Annotated in this window: 19 protein-coding genes; 12 read left to right on the forward strand and 7 right to left on the reverse strand. The window is 40.1% G+C overall.

Annotation, left to right across the window (positions count from 1 at the left end):
• Positions 1 to 246: 246 nt before the first annotated feature.
• The 3 genes from V7K98_RS08235 to V7K98_RS08245 form a co-directional block, all read right to left on the reverse strand.
• A complete protein-coding gene (locus V7K98_RS08235) occupies positions 247 to 1026 on the reverse strand; it encodes a hypothetical protein (RefSeq protein ID WP_335020593.1) in 780 nt (259 codons plus the stop codon).
• A gap of 158 nt (positions 1027 to 1184) precedes the next feature.
• Positions 1185 to 2021 (reverse strand): CheR family methyltransferase, encoded by an 837-nt coding sequence (locus V7K98_RS08240; RefSeq protein WP_335020683.1) that lies wholly within the window; start codon positions 2019 to 2021, stop codon positions 1185 to 1187.
• Positions 2022 to 2242: 221 nt separating this feature from the next.
• Positions 2243 to 2779 carry a hypothetical protein gene (locus V7K98_RS08245; protein WP_335020595.1) on the reverse strand — a complete coding sequence of 179 codons (537 nt, stop codon included), beginning with the start codon at positions 2777 to 2779 and terminating at the stop codon, positions 2243 to 2245.
• Positions 2780 to 3099: 320 nt separating this feature from the next.
• Here V7K98_RS08245 and V7K98_RS08250 point away from each other — a divergent pair, with 320 nt between their 5' ends.
• From V7K98_RS08250 to V7K98_RS08265, 4 genes are all read left to right on the forward strand, one after another.
• Positions 3100 to 3675, forward strand: a complete 576-nt coding sequence (locus V7K98_RS08250) for a Uma2 family endonuclease (protein WP_335020597.1) — start codon at positions 3100 to 3102, stop codon at positions 3673 to 3675.
• Positions 3676 to 3836: 161 nt separating this feature from the next.
• Entirely contained in the window at positions 3837 to 4388 is a 552-nt protein-coding gene (locus V7K98_RS08255; protein WP_335020599.1) for a DUF2231 domain-containing protein, read from the forward strand.
• A gap of 611 nt (positions 4389 to 4999) precedes the next feature.
• Positions 5000 to 5347: a ribosomal maturation YjgA family protein gene (locus tag V7K98_RS08260; protein WP_335020601.1), complete on the forward strand. Its 348-nt coding sequence runs from the start codon at positions 5000 to 5002 to the stop codon at positions 5345 to 5347.
• On the forward strand, positions 5325 to 5552 hold the full coding sequence (locus V7K98_RS08265; RefSeq protein WP_335020603.1) for a DUF167 domain-containing protein: 228 nt from the start codon (positions 5325 to 5327) through the stop codon (positions 5550 to 5552). The genes V7K98_RS08260 and V7K98_RS08265 overlap by 23 nt, the downstream gene beginning before the upstream one ends.
• A 99-nt stretch (positions 5553 to 5651) precedes the next feature.
• Here the strand turns inward: V7K98_RS08265 and V7K98_RS08270 are convergent, their stop codons facing one another.
• Positions 5652 to 6263, reverse strand: coding sequence for a glutathione S-transferase family protein (locus V7K98_RS08270; RefSeq protein WP_335020605.1), 612 nt, complete (start codon positions 6261 to 6263; stop codon positions 5652 to 5654).
• Between the two features lie 195 nt (positions 6264 to 6458).
• Here V7K98_RS08270 and V7K98_RS08275 point away from each other — a divergent pair, with 195 nt between their 5' ends.
• From V7K98_RS08275 to V7K98_RS08290, 4 genes are all read left to right on the forward strand, one after another.
• A complete protein-coding gene (locus V7K98_RS08275; RefSeq protein ID WP_335020607.1) occupies positions 6459 to 7196 on the forward strand; it encodes an SOS response-associated peptidase in 738 nt (245 codons plus the stop codon).
• A gap of 129 nt (positions 7197 to 7325) precedes the next feature.
• The gene (locus V7K98_RS08280; RefSeq protein WP_265276497.1) at positions 7326 to 7847 is read left to right on the forward strand and encodes a photosystem I assembly protein Ycf3; all 522 of its coding nucleotides are present in this window, start codon (positions 7326 to 7328) and stop codon (positions 7845 to 7847) included.
• A gap of 76 nt (positions 7848 to 7923) precedes the next feature.
• On the forward strand, positions 7924 to 8217 hold the full coding sequence (gene gatC / locus V7K98_RS08285) for an Asp-tRNA(Asn)/Glu-tRNA(Gln) amidotransferase subunit GatC (RefSeq protein ID WP_335020611.1): 294 nt from the start codon (positions 7924 to 7926) through the stop codon (positions 8215 to 8217).
• A gap of 1212 nt (positions 8218 to 9429) precedes the next feature.
• On the forward strand, positions 9430 to 9942 hold the full coding sequence (locus V7K98_RS08290) for a hypothetical protein (RefSeq protein ID WP_335020613.1): 513 nt from the start codon (positions 9430 to 9432) through the stop codon (positions 9940 to 9942).
• A gap of 154 nt (positions 9943 to 10096) precedes the next feature.
• Here the strand turns inward: V7K98_RS08290 and V7K98_RS08295 are convergent, their stop codons facing one another.
• Together V7K98_RS08295 and V7K98_RS08300 are read right to left on the reverse strand one after the other, a co-directional pair.
• Positions 10097 to 10678 (reverse strand): thioredoxin family protein, encoded by a 582-nt coding sequence (locus V7K98_RS08295; RefSeq protein ID WP_335020615.1) that lies wholly within the window; start codon positions 10676 to 10678, stop codon positions 10097 to 10099.
• 143 nt (positions 10679 to 10821) lie between these two features.
• The gene (locus tag V7K98_RS08300) at positions 10822 to 11691 is read right to left on the reverse strand and encodes a hypothetical protein (RefSeq protein ID WP_335020616.1); all 870 of its coding nucleotides are present in this window, start codon (positions 11689 to 11691) and stop codon (positions 10822 to 10824) included.
• Positions 11692 to 11959: 268 nt separating this feature from the next.
• Here V7K98_RS08300 and V7K98_RS08305 point away from each other — a divergent pair, with 268 nt between their 5' ends.
• Both V7K98_RS08305 and V7K98_RS08310 read left to right on the forward strand, forming a co-directional pair.
• The gene (locus V7K98_RS08305; RefSeq protein ID WP_335020618.1) at positions 11960 to 12589 is read left to right on the forward strand and encodes a hypothetical protein; all 630 of its coding nucleotides are present in this window, start codon (positions 11960 to 11962) and stop codon (positions 12587 to 12589) included.
• A 621-nt stretch (positions 12590 to 13210) separates the two neighbouring features.
• A complete protein-coding gene (locus V7K98_RS08310; RefSeq protein WP_335020620.1) occupies positions 13211 to 16063 on the forward strand; it encodes a CHAT domain-containing protein in 2853 nt (950 codons plus the stop codon).
• Between the two features lie 286 nt (positions 16064 to 16349).
• On the opposite strand, the gene V7K98_RS08315 is transcribed toward V7K98_RS08310, so the two are convergent.
• On the reverse strand, positions 16350 to 16565 hold the full coding sequence (locus V7K98_RS08315; protein ID WP_334859349.1) for a chlorophyll a/b-binding protein: 216 nt from the start codon (positions 16563 to 16565) through the stop codon (positions 16350 to 16352).
• 195 nt (positions 16566 to 16760) lie between these two features.
• Here V7K98_RS08315 and thyX point away from each other — a divergent pair, with 195 nt between their 5' ends.
• Complete coding sequence (gene thyX, locus V7K98_RS08320) at positions 16761 to 17483, forward strand: FAD-dependent thymidylate synthase (protein WP_335020622.1); 723 nt, start codon at positions 16761 to 16763, stop codon at positions 17481 to 17483.
• Between the two features lie 101 nt (positions 17484 to 17584).
• Positions 17585 to 18445 carry an Rpn family recombination-promoting nuclease/putative transposase gene (locus tag V7K98_RS08325; protein ID WP_335020624.1) on the forward strand — a complete coding sequence of 287 codons (861 nt, stop codon included), beginning with the start codon at positions 17585 to 17587 and terminating at the stop codon, positions 18443 to 18445.
• Positions 18446 to 18494: the final 49 nt, after the last annotated feature.

An 18494-nucleotide genomic window follows, 5' to 3' on the forward strand; every position in this document is an offset into this window, starting at 1 on the left:
CACTCCCTAATCAGCCTAACGACTAATATCGGTCGGAGTTGGTTTCGTCGCCGTCCGCTCACAATCCCCACCCTATGAGTACATTGAGGGTGGGGCTTCCGCGACTCGTTAACGAACCACAGAGGCGCAGAGAACACAGAGAGAGGAGAAATAGAGAGGATTTTTGCGTCGGTTTTGGGATGTTTTTTTATTTGGAAGTGCCTAAATAAGAATGAGGGAGAAATTTCTCCCTCTACTTGTTTCTCTTTACACTAAGTAACTGGTATTTGGGACGATCGCAAAAAAGGCATACTCATACCAAGCAGTCCAAATAAAACTGCGAATCCATCGCTGGCGCTTTTCGAGACTCAATTCATATTCAAATGCGCCACTAGATACATCAATGGAAGATAAGTGAGAGTTACAACCACAGCCGTGTTGATAAGTAAATCCGTATTTGGAAGCAATGCTTTGCACTTTCATCTGAATCGCAAACACCTTACCTGCATGGAGTATGGCATCCCAAGAACGTTTGTGTTCAATATCGCGGGGGTCAAATCTTAAAGCGCGTTCTTCAAAAATATGATCGCGGTAAATTGGTGCTAAATGCACATGATAGAAGCTGGCGGGTAGTTCATAACCAAATTCGTTGAATAAATCTATCCCAATGCGAGCCACTTTTACTTCATCAGCGTACTCTGTCCCCTTTGACTCCACATCACGGAGAATTTTTTCAAAGTTCGGATAGCTGTCTTTGAGAAAGTCTTGCCCAAAAAACTCTAGGGTTTCCCATGCTAGTTGTGCAAATAGCTGAGAGAATGAGGGTATCAAGTGAGCTAGTTGGGGGCGATCGCTAAATAAGTCAACGTCACCATGCTGTAATTTGTATAGGAACAACTGCGCCATCTCAACATAGCTTTGGGGATGGGAAATTCCGACACTCGTGGTTCCTCTAGCAATCTCTTGCCATGTCGAAGGTAGTTGAGAAATGTGAACCGCATTTTCTCCAGCAATGACTGCAATAGGAGGACATTCGAGAAGTTGCATCGACAATCTCCTTTAAGACTTCAATGTGTAATTTACCTTAAGCGATCGCTAAGTGTATCTTCTCAACACAATTAAAAATGTTTGACGGACTGTCTTTTGACAAAATTGCAACTTTGTCATCTCAAAAATACTTAGATTAAATCTAAAATCTAAAATTTTTAAACACCAGCTATTTTCTTATATAGTTTCTCCCCTTTGACTATCTCTTCATAGTGCTGTTCATAAGAGGTGAACCTGATGGATTCTTGTTTTCCTAAACCCAAAATTCCAAAAGTACAGAGACTATTATAAAACAGTCCATGTACCCGCTTTTGAAGTACCTGATTGAAATAGATAAGGACATTACGACAAAGGATGACATTAAACTCATTAAAAGAACTGTCAGTTGCTAAATTATGCTGGGCAAACACAATATTTTCTCTTAGAGATGCCCGAAAAATAGCATTATCATAAGCTGCTGTATAATATTCTGAGAATGATTTTTTGCCGCCTGCTTTCAGGTAAAGCTGAGTATATTCCTGCATCAGTTTCAGGGAAAAAATACCAGTTTTAGCACTTTGTAACACCTTCTCATTTGTATCAGTTGCATATATCCGGCAACGGTGATAAAGTCCTTCTTCTTGTAGTAGAATTGCCAATGAGTAAACTTCTTCACCAGTAGAGCATCCAGCGTGCCAGATGCGAATAAACGGATAGGTTTGCAAGAACGGGACAACTTGATTTCTGAAGGTGTTATAAAAACTAGGATCTCGAAACATTGATGTTACATTAACCGTCAGAGCAAGTAAAAATCGTTCCAAATAAGCACGGTTGTGTAGTAACCGCTCTTGCAAGGCAGAAATATTAGCTAACCCCTCCAACTGCATGAAGCTATTAATGCGGCGCTTTAGTGAAGAAAGAGCATAATTGCGGAAGTCATAACCGTAATACTGATACACCCCTTCCAAGAGTAAATGTATTTCTATATCCTCCAAGGTAGGTTTGGGCGAAGTCATAGTACGAATTAGCATATATGCTGAACCAGTTATTTAACTGTGCTATCAATACAACGAGTCAAGCTGTTTGGAGTTAATCAAACAACTATTTCCTAAAACGCCTTATGGAACCAAAATTATTTACACTCTAAGGAGCTACGATTTTTACAACCCAAGTGCATCTTAAGCGGAAAATAGATTGATGGATCTATTAAATTTGATAACGGTGCTAATTATGGGTTTCAGTTTAACCTAATTGCTGTTACTGCTAAAACAGCGATCGCTATTATTGAAATCCAAGCTAGCAATCTAACCTGAGAACGCAAATTTTTAATTTCTTGGTAAGGATTTTCTGTCGGTGGGATAGGATATGGTTGAAGTTCTGCAACTTCAACAGCAACTTCTTGAGGCACATTTTGAATACTTTCAAAAGCTACCTGCGTTTGTAGCCAATTAGTAATCAGTTGGGGACAGTTTTTCTTAAACCAATTTAAAGCCAAAGTTTTAAAAACTGGTTTAGACATTCGGGCAATTAATTTCATCACCCTGTTTAGAGGCTTCACGCGAAGCTTTTGGTTGATTATATTGACTGAACCAACATCATAGAGACAATCCAGAATTAGTTTTACAGTGGCTTCTTCACTGTTAATCAGATTTTGCAGCAAAAGTAGAACGTCGCGCATCCGCTCTGCTTCAATGCGCTTTTCTGCCAATGTTTCTGGAGGGTTTACTGAAGGATTTACGGTTGGATTTAAGGCGTTTTGTCTTACTATCGTCATATTGGTAACATAGCAGTCATGATAATGTCAGTACACCTATCTGCCGAGAGAAAGATTTTTTATCTAGAGAGAGAACGTAAAAGCCAAAATTTGTTTGTGAGAGATATCACTATATAGTCTCTGGAAAAAAGCTATTTGTCTAGCTCCGATGAATCTTTTATTGACTTCTTTTTAGAACAAACCACAGAGACAAGGCAGCGCGATCTTGGGGGTTTCCCCCATGAGCGACTGCCGCGCAGAGAACGCAGAGCAGGAGAAGGGAAAAGGGGATAATCTCAGTCTAAAATTGAAATATCTATCAAGCTTGCTATGACATTATCATGACCAGCGAAAAAATAACCGTACAGTCTTTGTATACTGTTACGGATGAAGAATTAATTCTGATGAGTTCGCAAAACTCAGAACTGCGATTTGAACGCAATGCTAATGGAACCTTAGAAACTATGCCCCCGACTGGTGGAATTTCTGGTAATCGAGAAATCAAAGCAGGAGCCTATTTGTTAAATTGGGTAGAAAGTCAGAATTTAGGTGAAGTTTTTAGTTCCAGCACAGGTTTTAGATTAGCGAATACGGCTGTCAGATCGCCTGATGCTGCTTTTATAGCGAAAGGACGCTTACCAGAAGATTGGGATCAGCAAGATGATAAATTTATTAACTTAGCACCTGATTTTGTCATTGAAATTCGTTCTAAAAATGACAGTTTGACAAAACTCAAAGCCAAGATGGAAGAATATATTAGTAATGGTGTTCAATTAGGATGGTTAATTGATAGCAAAAATCAGCAAGCTTTTGTTTATCGTCGGGATGATTCAATTACTCAATATCCAGCTACAGCAATATTAAGCGGTGAAGATATTGTGCCTGGTTTTAATTTGCTTTTAACAAAATTATTATAAAATCTTGCCTACATAATTTTATTTAAAATAAATCATATAGTTATACTTTTAGACAGACAATATTTAAATCTATATTCCATCATCAGATAGATAAGATTTTGATGCTAGTTTATTAAATTGATTCAAGGATACGCTATTTAGCTATTTATACGAGTCAATTTATGGAAAGTACAGAAACAACGCAAACAAGTTCAACACCTTTTCCAAATATTCCACCAGTTATTGAAAGTAATGACAGTGAGTATCTGGATACAGGCGTACCTAGCACAGTTGCGATCGCAGGACATCCCCTACATCCCCTCAGTGTAATCTTCCCTATCGCCTTTTTAGCCGCCGCTTTGGGAAGTGACATTGGCTACTGGTTAACTGGTGATTTCTTTTGGGCTAGGGCTTCGCTATGGTTAATTGGACTCGGATTAGCTGGAGGTTTACTCGCAGCTGCGATCGGCCTCAGCGACTTTGTGAAAATTGAACGAGTCCGCAAGCGTTCCGCCGGTTGGACGCATTTGATCCTTAACGTTTCTATCCTCGTTTTATCACTCATTAACTTCCTTCTACGTTGGGGCGACGCTGAATCCCGAATAGTACCTTGGGGACTGTTAATCTCACTAGTTGTTGGTACATTAACCAGCGCTTCTGGCTGGTTCGGTGCCGAACTCTCCTATCGCCACAAAATCGGCGTAGTGGGCGCTGGTAGCAGAAGATATCCATAAATAGCCGAAAAGAAATATTTTCAGGTAGGGCAATTCATGAATTGTCCCTACTAGTCTGTCAAGTTTAAATTGATGGGTAAAAAAGTTTGTAGTAAGGACTTCAGTCCTTATTTTCTAAGCACTAAAGTGCTTACTACAAACCCTAAAAACTAGGTTGACAGACTACTACAGCGTCTAGTTAATAAAATAAAAAATTACGAATTATTAAGAAAGAGCGGTGCAGAGGCTAAGATTTTCGTTATTTTTTAGCCTTGATAAAATGCTTCGACATCGGAATCAAACAATATTTATTATTATTTCTATACTCATCGTTGTACCGATGGGACTTTTGTCTAAATTTTAGCTCATCAGTAGTTTAATGACTACGGAGGAGATATATCCCTCTTCTGTCACTCTCCGGGAGGGCGATTGCTAGAAGCCTTATGAGGCAATGAATACAAGCTATACTATTAGAAAAAGATCGGTCTTGTATTTGTTATTAGAAAATAATCGTGCGATCCCAGGCTATACAAAAGCTCTAGAATTCAGAAAAGGCAAAAGTTTTCGGAGAGTGACAGAAGAGGGATATAGCGTTTCTCGACTTAGTAAGGTACACCCGTAGGGGCACAGCATTGCTGTGCCCTTACACCAAGCGATATCATTTTGTACCGCATCTGAATGGGAACCGCTATACTTTACGAAATATTTTGGTGTTTGTTTGCATTTTGGTTTTTCAGAAGTCGAACGGCGATAGTCAAAATTCCCATATCGGTTTTGTCATCACCTGTATACTAGAATTCCTGCAACTTTTGCATCCACCACTATTAAATGAGATTCGCGCCACTTTGGTGGGGAAATTATTACTTGGTACTACCTTTGTTTGGTGGGATTTTCCTCATTACGGATTGGGTTGTGTTTTAGGTTGTTTATGGCTGCGACAATTACAGAAAATAGGTTATGCAAAAAAAAGTCAAGGTTAAACCTAATTCAAAACAGCAAAAAATTGAAGAACAACCTGATGGCAGTTTGACTGTATATTTAAAATCGCCCCCAGTTGATGGTAAGGCTAATGAAGAGTTAATTAAACTCCTAGCAAATAAATTTGATGTAACCAAATCCGATATCAGAATTAAGTCGGGTTTGTCCTCTCGGCAAAAGCTGATAGAAATTGATACAGATATTTAGTTGCTACTTAGTAATATGTTCTTGAAAAATACCTCTTTTAAAAACACCCTCTAGGAGAGTCAATAAACGAGAGAGACATTAATTTGTAAAATCGACTTTTTATGCTTGTGTAATGCTGATATATCTTGGTTGAGCTTTAACTCTTTCTATCCAAGCTTCGATAGCAGGAAATTGTATTAAATCGAACCCACCTTCGTCAGCTACATGGGTGTAAGCAAACAAGGCAATATCAGCAATCGTGTAACATTCTCCTACAAAAAAAGTGTGAGAGGTTAAATGTTTTTCCATCAAGCTAAGTGCTGCATAACCTGGTTCGCGTTTTTCCTTGATAGCCTCACTATATTCTTCAGCTTTACCTAAAATAGAAATCCAAAATCTTGATGTAGCAATAAAAGGTTCATGGCTATACTGTTCAAAAAATAACCATTGCAGCACTTGCGATCGCAAAAAGCGGTCATAAGGTAAAAATTCTGTCCCTTCACTCAAATATACCAATATGGCATTTGATTCTGCTAAGTATTTTCCTGGCTCAATTTCCAGAATAGGTATCTTTCCGTTAGGATTTTTACTTAAGAATTCTGGTGTTCGAGTCTCGCCTTTCAAAATATTAAGCTCTACCCTCTCAAAAGGCATACCTAATTGTGTGAATAAAAGACGTATCTTATAACCATTCCCAGAAGGTAAAAAATCGTACAAACGCAGTAGTTCCATGTTAAAATGCAGTTATCAATATGTTGATAAGTGAAGGTTTAAAATACAATATCTTACCAAAATATTTCCACAAAACCGGATAATTTCTTGTAAAAATTCAGCTTTTGAGTACTAGATAAAATTATCTGAAAAAATAAAAAAATATTGATTTATAGATTGAGATATTTACTTTAGTTAGTGGTCGAAAATAAAAGTATGTGTGGAAGATTTACTCTAAACCAGTCAGCAGAAGCCTTAGCTCAAGTTTTTCACGTCGAGCCAGTTCTGGATTTAGCAGCCAATTTTAATATTGCACCTACGCAAATGGTGGCAACAGTGTTACAAAACCCCGAAAGCGAAAACCGTGAATTTAAGCAGTTGCATTGGGGATTAATTCCATCATGGGCAAAAGATGGAGGAATGGGGGCAAAGCTGATTAATGCTAGGGCAGAAACTGTTGCTGAAAAACCGGCTTTTCGTTCAGCTTTTAAACATCGTCGCTGTTTAGTATTAGCTGATGGTTTTTATGAGTGGCAACGCCAACAAGGTAAAAAGCAGCCGTTTTATTTTCGCCTTCAAGATGGGCAACCCTTCGGCTTCGCAGGTTTATGGGAAAAATGGCAACCCGTTCGCGCAGCGTCTCCGACAGGAGAAGCGGGAACGCCTGCTAACGAGGAAATAATCTCTTGTACAATTTTGACAACGGCAGCCAACGAATTACTTCAACCTATCCACGAGCGGATGCCAGTGATTCTAGAGCCAAAAGATTACGATTTATGGCTAGATTCACAAGTCCAAACTCCCCAAACCCTACAGCAGTTATTGCGTCCCTATCCAGCGCCAGCAATGACTTCATATCCAGTTAGCACCTTGGTAAACAACTCTCGGCATAATAGCCAACAGTGCATCATCCCACTCAGTGATGAGAATGCCCCCACAAATCAGTTAAATTAACTATTGAGCGTGCTTAGGGGATTGGAGAAATTAGGGAGATGAGGCAACAAGGAAAGAAAAACTATTGATTATTGCCCCATGCCCAATGCCCCATGCCCCATGCCCAATGCCCCATACCCAGAGACAAATATGCCAAGAACACAAAAAAACGATAATTTTGTTGACAAATCTTTTACAGTGATGGCAGATATCATTCTAAAGATCCTGCCAACCAATAAAAAAGCTAAAGAAGCGTTTGTTTATTATCGAGATGGTATGTCCGCCCAAGCAGAAGGGGAATATGCTGAAGCATTGGAATACTATGAAGAAGCTTTAACACTAGAGGAAGATACCAACGATCGCGGTTATATTTTCTACAATATGGGGCTAATCTATGCTAGCAACGGCGACCACAACAAAGCTTTAGAACTCTATCACCAGGCAATTGAGTTAAACCCACGTATGCCCCAAGCCTTGAACAACATTGCCGTGATTTATCACTACCAAGGTGAAAAGGAAAAAGAATCTGGAGATAACGAAGCTGGCGAAGCACTGTTTGATCAAGCCGCAGACTATTGGATTCGAGCTATTCGTATGGCTCCCAATAACTACATCGAAGCTCAAAACTGGCTAAAAACCACCGGGCGATCGCAAATTGACGTATTCTTTTAGTCATTAGTCATTAGTTCTTTGTCATTTGCTAAGGATTAATGACTAATCACCAATAACCAATGAGCAATAACAATTTATGATTGACCAAGAACAAGTTCATAAAGTAGCCAATCTTGCTCGTTTAGAATTGACTCCAGACGAAGAAGAACAATTTACTACCCAGTTGGGAAGTATTCTGGATTACATTCAACAGTTAGATGAACTTGATGTCAGTAATGTGCCTCCAACAACACGGGCAATTGATGTCAGTAATATTACAAGAGAGGATCTATTGCAACCCTATCCTGACCGGGAAAGTATTCTTAACAATGCGCCTGAACAGGAAGGCGAATTTTTCAAAGTTCCCAAAATTCTCAATAGTAATGAGTAAATAACAAAGCTTAAAATGCGAGAAAACTATTGCACACAGATTCAAGATTAGGTCAAAAATCACTATGGGTAAGGTATTTGTATATGCCGATTATCAAGTATCTATTCCTTTCAATCAGATAGATTGAATTGCAATCAATGCAGAAATTAAAAAATTTCTAGAATTGAGGTCTAAAACTTGGTTAAGTGGTGTAAATACTAATACTTTTGGTGATTTTTATGAATTTGATTCTGTAGAAAATGCACAAAAATTGTATTGATGACTTATTGATTCCATTTACAAGGCAGGTAAATGGAAATATTATTGTTAAGTTTTTCGATATGCTTTTATTTAGTAGTTTGGAATAAGAATCCAGAAATCAGAATCAAAATGTAGACTTGCTTTCTCGTATCCCTATCACTAAGAGATTCGAGCCTACCGCTTTTTTCTTCACCAATACAATCCCATTATCATCACAATTGCCGCCACTTTTTCGGGGCTTTTGACAAATACACTTTAAGTAAAAAACTAACGGGTATTTTAAAAACGAAGCATAAGGGAGATGAAGCCTCTGTAGGTCAATTCATGAATTGCTCCTACAACAGATGTGGTTTTTCTCATACCATACTTAGTTTTTCTTGTCAATGCGTAACTTCTATAATATTATCTTTGGCTAGAACGCCCAACATTAAAGCTTGGTGAAAAATCCCTAATCACCTGGGTGCGATCGCGTAAAGACACCAAAAGGAGGCAGTTGAATTATTAACTTGTGAGAAAAGCCTTCGTGAGTTTCTACGGTTATAACAGAAGCCGACATTAGGATACACTGGCTTTTAAATACACTGGAAGTTTACCAACCACTTAGTTTCTTGCTTCTGGTAACTTCCTGGCTGGTATATTATCGATTTTTGCTATATGAAACTTATTCCAATCTACCGGAAGTCTCCCTCAAGAAGGTTTCTTAGCACCAAAAACGACTTCCGCTGTTTTGAGGCTATAGCCTTAGAATATTTACAAGCTTTACTTCCGAATTAGCTCTCTCTAGAAAAAGTACCGTTTTTGCTGTCTAAGCCGAAATTCTACTTGTTTCTATGCGGATTTGTATAGCTTAAGCAATCCGCAGATTCATTAATTATTAAGCCTGTTTTACTATTTAGTTTCTTACCCTGACCTATTAGACAGCTAGAGTGTTCATTTCACTTTGTTCAATAGCTTTTAGCCCTTATCGCTCCCATGCTGACCCACCACCGCAAGCCCGTGTGCTTATCACTTATTTCCACTGACCTACCAATCTGGTCTGTTGTGGAAACTGCCGCGACATTGTATCAAAAAGATACTGATAGATTCCATTTGCTGTTAACTGCACCGCCCCTAATTAGTTGCGAGGTAGAGAGTGTAGTCAGTCCAGAGGACAAACTTCCTCAAAGTAAGAGTAAAGCTTACACCCCTAACAGTCCCAGAATTTTGTGGCTAGAGATTTCTCCTTACCGAGTCATCATGACTATGCAAGGTAATGCTCAAGTAAGTTACCGTCACTTTTGGGAACAGGGCGTTTACGGCATTAGCCGCTATTGGTTGCCAACTGAGTCATTGCGACCTAACGATCCTATTCGTTTGCGAAATTTTACTAATAGCCTAACTCTTAACGGACATCCCTTACCAGAACATTTACGCCTGGAATATGAATTGTGGGCAGAAAAAGTCCAACTGGGATGCTACATACTGAATTTGGAAATTAAGCACTGATATTGGGGATTGGGGATTGGGGATTGGGGATTGGGAATTGGGGATTGGGGAAGATAAGGAGTCATTCTTAACTCCTAACTCCTAACTCCTAACTTCTAACTTCTAACTTCTAACTCCTAACTCCTGACTCCTAACTCCCAATACGCCATCCCTTTTAACCAAAATAACTGGGTTGATTTCCAGATTTCCATTTAATATTGCAACCGACACTTGGCTTTTGCTCACTTGTAACAGGTTTATCCGCCAACACTGCTTCAATGGCTGCGCGTAAATCTGCACCGGTTACAGGTTTGCCATTACTGGGGCGGCTATCATCTAATTGTCCCCGATAAACAAGCTTGCGTTGTTCCTCAAATACAAAAAAATCAGGTGTGCAAGCTGCTGTGTAAGCCTTTGCCGTTTCCTGGCTCTCGTCGTAGCATAAGGTAAAATTAAACCCTTGTTCTGTGGCAAATGCTTGTAACGATTCTGGCGCATCATCGGGATAATTGTTTGCATCATTAGCACTGATGGCAACGATCGCTAAATCACTTGTAAAATAATCTTTGCCTAACTGCACTAATTCTTTTTGGATGTGCTTGACAAACGGGCAATGCCGACAAATAAACATTACCAACAGCACTTTTTTATCTGCAAAGGTAGCAAGTGAAGTTGCCTTTCCAGATACCACTTCCGGTAGATCAAAATCTGGTGCTTTTGTGCCTAGAGGCAACATCGTTGAAGCAGTTAAAGCCATAATTTACCTGATAACTTTATGCTGATAACTAACGACTTTTGCTATCAGTATATTTTTACTCTACCACTAAGTTTTCCATAAAATAAAAGACGGTAAATTTACCGTCTCTTATATTGAGAGTTATATTAATTAAATATTGAAAGCTATTTAGAAACTTCTGGACTGCGAATGATGATATGTCCCTTATCACTTTCTTGAATCGCCAACAGTGAGGGTAACTCATTAGGTTTTGCATTTGGGGGCAATGCTCGAAACAAATAAATCCAGCCGCCACGTTCTAGGAGTAAACGCCAGACTCTCGGCTCTTTTGGATTGCTGATATCATTATCTTCCCTGCCTCGTAAGTCATCAAATAAACCGCGATCGCCAATAATGCGATAACCTTTCAATGAAGGATCGGCAAATATATCATCAAGTTTGCGCCCCACAGCAAACTTTTCTTCTGGTGTAATTAAGGCTACAACAGGTAAAGTGGAGTTTTGACCAGCGTCTCGTCGTGCATCTGCAATGCCTTGCCAACGAGCTAACCAAAATATCACAATTAATACCCAAGATACTATTACTATTTCATTGACTAGCGATCGCAGAAATTCAACTGAGCGCAGTTGCCCAAAACTAAATTCAGCTAGAGATTTAAGCCGTTTAGCTGTCCATGAGCGTTTGTGTTGAGTAGTAGAGATGATGCGATTCAGTAGTAATTGGCTGGCAGAGACTACCGTATCACTGATGATTTTAATTAACCATAACGTTGCTTGAATTGCGATCGCAGCTACAAAAAAGGCGATCGCACTTTTGCAAATTGTCCAACTATCTCCAAGAAATATTTGCAGAGGAACTATCAAAAATGACTGTGCGGGTAAGTCGAGAGTATTGAGTTCTAGCTGAAAAAAGTAGAAATATGACCAACGGTAAATCCAACCTGCAAAGAAAAGCGCTGCACCCAGTAAACCAAGTACACTTGTGAATTTACCTAAAATATTAGTTTCCTGGTTGGGATTGGGGGCTTGAGTCATAAGCAAGATGGGGGAAATAGTATAGAGTTTATCGTTTGTATGCAATATTATGACCTCTTCCCAAACCTCTCTCCTAAGAGGCGAGAAGCTTTGAATTTTACTCGCCTTCCCTTTGCGAGAAAAAAGGCTTTAAATCTTACTCCCCTTCCCTACAAGGGAAGGGGTTGGGGGTTAGGTCTATATTGCACTCAACTAGAAACCCCTACAGATGAACGCTCAGTTTCTTTTGGTAATTTTACGTAAATTTGGTACAAACTTTTGAAGTTTAATGAGAAAGTTAAATATAGTCAAATATACCGTTAAAGCCATGAAAGCTTTTTTCCAGGGATGGGTTGTAGCAATTTTAATGGCAGCAGCACAAGTAGTAAACATCCAAGCTGTAATGAGCCAAAATATCAAGACGGGAAATTCTTTGTTGGCGCAGACACAAATCAAAGCAGATGAATTAGAACTTGCAGTGGCATTACCAGAGTTAGCAGAGGTCATCCTTAAAAGCGGTCAGTCAAGCAGTGGTAGAGTAATAGGAATTGATGCACAAGGACAAGCACTATCAATTCAGCGTAGTGGAAAAACTGCCACAATTCCCCTGAGCCAAATTGCAAAAGTACTCTTCAAGAATGGGGCATTAGTTTACAGAAGCAATGGGCGGCAAATTATCCGGGGTGAACGCGATCGCCCCACAGGTAAGCTAGTAACTTGGAGTGGTATCCCCATAAATACTTTTACTGTCAAAAATCCTAGTCAAGGTCAAGCAGTGGTGAAGCTCAAACCACCTGTAGTTTCCACAGAACAGTTGCAGGGTATTCAGTCAGTGGCTAGAAATCGGCAATATGTTGTGGATGAAATCCAGTTCAATTCGCAACAAAGAACGATTACTATTCAGGCAACACCTTATTGATTGTCATGAACCCCACGCCTAAAGGCGGGGGCTTGGAAACTTTCTAACGACAAACACGATATTAAGCCGAAACATTACAACATTAAGCCAAAACATTACAACATTAAGCCAAAACATTACAACATTAAGCCAAAACATTACAACATTAAGCCGAAACCTTACAACATTAAGCCGAAACATTGCAACATTAAGACGAAACATGACGATGTTGATAAAGACAGCTTTTGTTAAGCGTATGTTTTACCCCTCCCTAACCCTCCCCTTGCAAAGGGGCTACGGTGTACACACAAGTCTTTGTTGAGGCAATTTGCGGTTAAGTATTGTAGTCCCTAAGAAACCTCACCCTGGTTTTACTGCGTAAAACCTGTCCCTATCCTTAGTAAGGAGAGGGATTAAAGATAGGACAGGGTGAGGTTTTTCTTTTTTTTTGGGTAATTCGATGACTTGTGTGTACACCGTAGTTGCAAAGGGGAGGGAACTAGATTTCCGGTCTCCCCCCTTTGCAAGGGGGGATTAAGGGGGGTAATTCAACCGTAGCCTAAAACAAGAGAGATGAAGAAGAGAGGCTTTCCAGATACCGTCAAAAGTCAAAATTAAAAACAGCTACCTGTACGCTATTTTATGAAAAAAATTATCACCAGTCTTTTAACTATAGGTATTTATCTAACGCCCATAACAGTAGTAATGCTGATAGCTCAACCCACCTGGGGACAAACTCAAAACTCACAAGCGCAAGAAGCAAAAAGACTGCTAGAGCAAGGGAGTAAACTGACACAGCAACAGAAACACCAACAGGCAATAGAAATCTTACAGCAAGCTTTAACCATTGCACGAGAACTCAAAGATCAAAAACTAGAAGGAACTGCACTAGTTGGCCTTGGATTTAACTACAACGCTTTAGGAGAAAAGCAAAAAGCACTTGATTTTTACAACCAAGCTTTGCCACTATATCGTGCTGTAGGCGATCGCACTGGTGAGGCGGCTACACTCAATAACATCGGTGGAGTCTACTCCGCTTTAGGAGAAAAGCAAAAAGCACTCAATTTTTACAACCAAGCTTTGCCCCTTAGGCGGGCTGTGGGCGATCGCACTGGTGAGGCGGCTACACTCAATAACATCGGTAGAGTCTACGACGATTTAGGAGAAAAGCAAAAAGCACTCGATTTTTACAATCAAGCTTTGCCCTTAAGACGTGCTGTGGGCGATCGCACTGGTGAGGCGACTACACTCAATAACATCGGTACAGTCTACGACGCTTTAGGAGAAAAGCAAAAAGCACTCGATTTTTACAACCAAGCTTTGCCCCTTATTCGTGCTGTGGGAGATCGCGCAGGTGAGGCGACTACACTCAATAACATCGGTGGAGTCTACGACGCTTTAGGAGAAAAGCAAAAAGCACTCGATTTTTACAACCAAGCTTTGCCCCTTTCGCGTGCTGTGGGCGATCGCACTGGTGAGGCGACTAAACTTAATAACATCGGTACAGTCTACAACGATTTAGGAGAAAAGCAAAAAGCACTCGATTTTTACAATCAAGCTTTGCCCTTAAGACGTGCTGTGGGCGATCGCACTGGTGAGGCGACTACACTCAATAACATCGGTACAGTCTACGACGATTTAGGAGAAAAGCAAAAAGCACTCGATTTTTACAATCAAGCTTTGCCCCTTATTCGTGCTGTGGGCGATCGCTCTGGTGAAGCCACTACACTCAATAACATCGGTCGAGTCTACTCCGCTTTAGGAGAAAAGCAAAAAGCACTCGATTTTTACAACCAAGCTTTGCCTCTATGGCGGGCTGTGGGCGATCGCGCTGGTGAGGCGACTACACTCAGTAACATCGGTACAGTCTACTACGCTTTAGGAGAAAAGCAAAAAGCACTCGATTTTTACAATCAAGCTTTGCCCCTAAGACGTGCTGTGGGCGATCGCACTGGTGAGGCTATCACCTTGGGTAATATTGGTGTACTCTTCCAAAATACAAATCGACCAACTGAAGCCATTACTAATTTAGAGCAATCTCTTCAAATCAGCTTAGAAATGCGTCGGGGTTTGCAAAGAGAAAATCGCCAAAAGTTTTTACAAGAAAACGGTGAATATGCTACTGCTTTAGTCGATGTCCTGATTAATCAAAAGAAATACGCTCAAGCTTTTGAATGGGTTAACCTATTTACCACAGCCGACCTTGCTGATTATACTCGCCTCATTAATGCCAAAGTTGCCAACCCAGAAGCACAGCAAAGCCTTGATAACTGGAGTAAAAAAAATCAACAATTAGAAGCACTGCGACAACGACTGCAAAGCGATCGGTCTGAAAGTCTCCCCCAACAAATTCGACAATTAGAAGCACAAGTTTACTCAGAAGCCGAAAATATCTCTCGCCGTTTTCCTGAAGTGGCAGAACTATTTGAAACTACACCCGCAGATATTAAAAACCTGACATCTTCCATCCCCGCCGGAACGGTTGTAGTTCAACCTGTGCTGCTGACTAATGTGAGCGATATGCCTAATAATGTTGCATTTTTTATCTTCACAAAAGGCGAGTTGAGCGTTATTAAAAAATCTATTAACCCCACTGACTTTAATAAACTTCTCACTCAATACTTAAAACAAGTACAAGATGACAGTGATGCTAACTACGCTGAAACTGGCGGCAAACTTTATGATATTCTTATTCGTCCTATAGAAGACAAAATTAACGCTTTATCACCCAAAGAACTGAGTATTATTGCTACTGGTCAACTGCGCCATTTACCTTTTGAGACTCTTTACGACACTAAAACTAAGAAATTTCTGATCCAGAAATATCCTGTCAACTACCTCACTCGCATTTCCAATAATTCCTTAAAATCTCTAGATGTGCAAAATGCCGTATTCCGCAAACCACAAGCTGTTTTAGCATTTGGTAATCCAGTACCCAGTGACCCGCAAAATCTCCCAGGTGCAGAGGCGGAAGTCAGAAATATTAAAGAAATACTTCCAGACAGTGAAGTTTATATCCACGAGAAAGCCACCTTAGAACAGTTTAAATCTCAAGCATTGGGCTTTTCGTTTTTGCATTTAGCAACTCACGGTTGTTTTCAAACAGAAGATTGCAAAAAAGTCAATTTAAAAAATAATACGTTACTATTTGCTGACAGAACCTTAGACATTGCCAATGCTGCTCTTTTAGGGCTACAAGGCACACAATTGATTACTCTGAGTGCCTGTCAAACTGCTGTAGACACTAATTTTAATGATTTAGGAATTGCAGGAGTTGCATATATATTTGAGCGGGCTGGTGCTAAAGCTGTGATGGCAAGTTTGTGGGAGGTTGATGATGAGGCAACTCAGCAATTGATGATTCAATTTTATCAAAACCTCAAGCAGGGTATGACCAAAGGGGAGGCTTTGCAAAAGGCTAAGTTGAAGTTAATTGAAGACCATCGTCATCCCTTTTATTGGTCGCCATTTGTCTTGATTGGCGATGCACGTTAAAGTAATTCGTAATATCAAGTCTGGGTAATTAGTTATAACTAGCCCTTTTAAGGTGACTGGTAAAATAAGATTGTTTTTCTCAGCGCTCTCTGTGCCTCTGCGGTTTAAAAGTGATTTATTTAACCGCAGAGGCGCACAGATAACAGACAGAAGAGAGCTACTATATAGATTGTCGAATCGCTTGCGCTCAATATTAATCTATATAGTAGCTGCGTTTTTAACCGCTTTACATTCCCCACCTACGAGGCGTTGAGGCGGGTCTTAAAGCGATTCGATAAATTAGTTCTTACAGACTTGCCAGAAGACCAACTATACCATGTCCTGTGAATACTTCTAATGCTATAAGAGAAACAAAACCAATCATTGCCAAACGACCATTGAGCATTTCTGCATAAGGAGTGAAGCCAGTGCGATCGCCTTGCTCATCTATATAAACCTTTGGCTCGATCGCAAAGTTGTTCAGTTTGCCTTGGTCATCAATTATAGCAGTGTTTGTACGCATGGATTTTTCCCTGTCTTCTCTTTATGTAAATAACTGTAACAAAGATATTAATATTTGTAAAGTATCTTAATCTCCTTAAATAGATGTCCAAGGCGGAGATATGATAATGGACTGAGTTCAAATCTATGTCTAACGAACAGCCTCCACTCCTTGGGTGTAAGCAATTTCAGCAACAAATTCGTTCCCCAAAAGCTAATGCATCGATTTCGAGTAGAGGTTATTGCCAAAACGCCAAACCCGCAGCAGGTGATTTACGCCGCGATGCACCAGGATTATACTGATGGGTTCGTGTTTGATGAGCGCGACTCTTGGCCGTCGGAGTCAGAAAGCGGTGAAGTTATTGTTAAACGACTTTTAGCGGGTGAGAGGGGACACTATGGGCCTTTAGAGCATCCGCAAATTGTTTTCAACTGTGGTTACTTTCCCCACAATGTTATGCAACAAGCCCGTACTCATCGTGTAGGGGTATCATTTGATGTACAATCTTTTAGATACACAGGCAACCAATTTATTGATGTAGTAGAAGGTAAGAAAGATATAGAAGATGTTTTTTACCTTCGTCCCGTTGGTTATTACACTGATAGACAAGGCAAAAAGTATCACTATTCACCAGAGCAACGAGCAGCAGATTTAGAGTGGTGTCTAGAAGCAGCTAAACGATATAAAGCTGATTTTGAGGCTGGAATGTCTGAAGAACATGCAAGAGGGAAAGTGCCTTTTGATTATCGTCAGCATTTTGTAGTTAGTTTCAATTTAAGGTCTTTCTTGCATTTTTGTGACCTGAGAAATAAGAAAGATGCTCAACTCGAAATCCAGAAGTTGTGTGAAATGATGTGGCCTCACTTTGAAGCTTGGACACCTGCGATCGCACAATGGTATGAAAAGCAGCGTTTAGGTAAAGCTAGACTTGCACCATAATTATAATTTGGGGCTGGATTGAGAGCGATGTCTACGACGGGTTACGCCTACGCACTTGGATTTATTAGGCTAGCACGTTCTAGCCCAAAGGGATTATTTTTATGCGTCGAGACTCAATATTTTACAAACTGTTTCAACAGTCTCCCACTTTGCTCTTTGAACTGTTGACAAACCCTCCAAATAATGCAGATAGCTATCGTTTTGATTCAGTCGCCGTCAAAGAACCGAAATTTGAAATTGACGGGGTATTTCTACCACCTGAAAGCGATGGTGCTGGAGTTGTATATTTCTGCGAGGTACAGTTCCAAAAGGATGAACAACTTTATGAAAGAGTATGGGCTGAATCTTCGTTATATTTCTACCGCAACCGTACCAGATTTAGCGACTGGCAAGCAGTAATAATTTACCCGTCGCGTAGTATTGAACAAAGTGATATTCATCCTCATCGCTCATTACTGAACGGTGGACAAGTACATCGGGTGTATTTAGATGAATTAGGGGATATTCGTCAATTACCTATATGGGTGGCACTGATGGTATTAACTACAGTGGATGAAGAACAAGCACCAGAAGAAGCAAGGTATTTGTTAACAAGAACCACTGAAGAAGTGCTATCACCATCGAGTCGCGCCATAATTGAATTAATAACGACGATTATGGTGTATAGGTTTGAACAATTAACTCAAGCTGAGGTAGAGTCTATGCTAGGGATCACGCTCAAAGAAACGCGAGTTTACCGAGAAATAAAGGAAGAAGGACGTGAGGAAGGACGTGAGGAAGGACGTGAAGAAGCAACAGCTAATCTTATTCTTCGGCAATTGACTAAGCGATTTGGAGAACTTTCTGAGGAAATACGCTCCTCAATTTCTAGCTTACCTTTGCCTGCTCTGGAAGATTTGAGTGAAGCACTGTTAGATTTTAGTAGTCTGACCGATTTACAGATTTGGCTAGAAGCACGATGAAGGTTTAGATTATTTCATATAGGCATTTGCAGGACGATGGATATTCAAA

It is taken from the genome of Nostoc sp., from assembly GCF_036917435.1.
Classification (GTDB): domain Bacteria; phylum Cyanobacteriota; class Cyanobacteriia; order Cyanobacteriales; family Nostocaceae; genus Nostoc.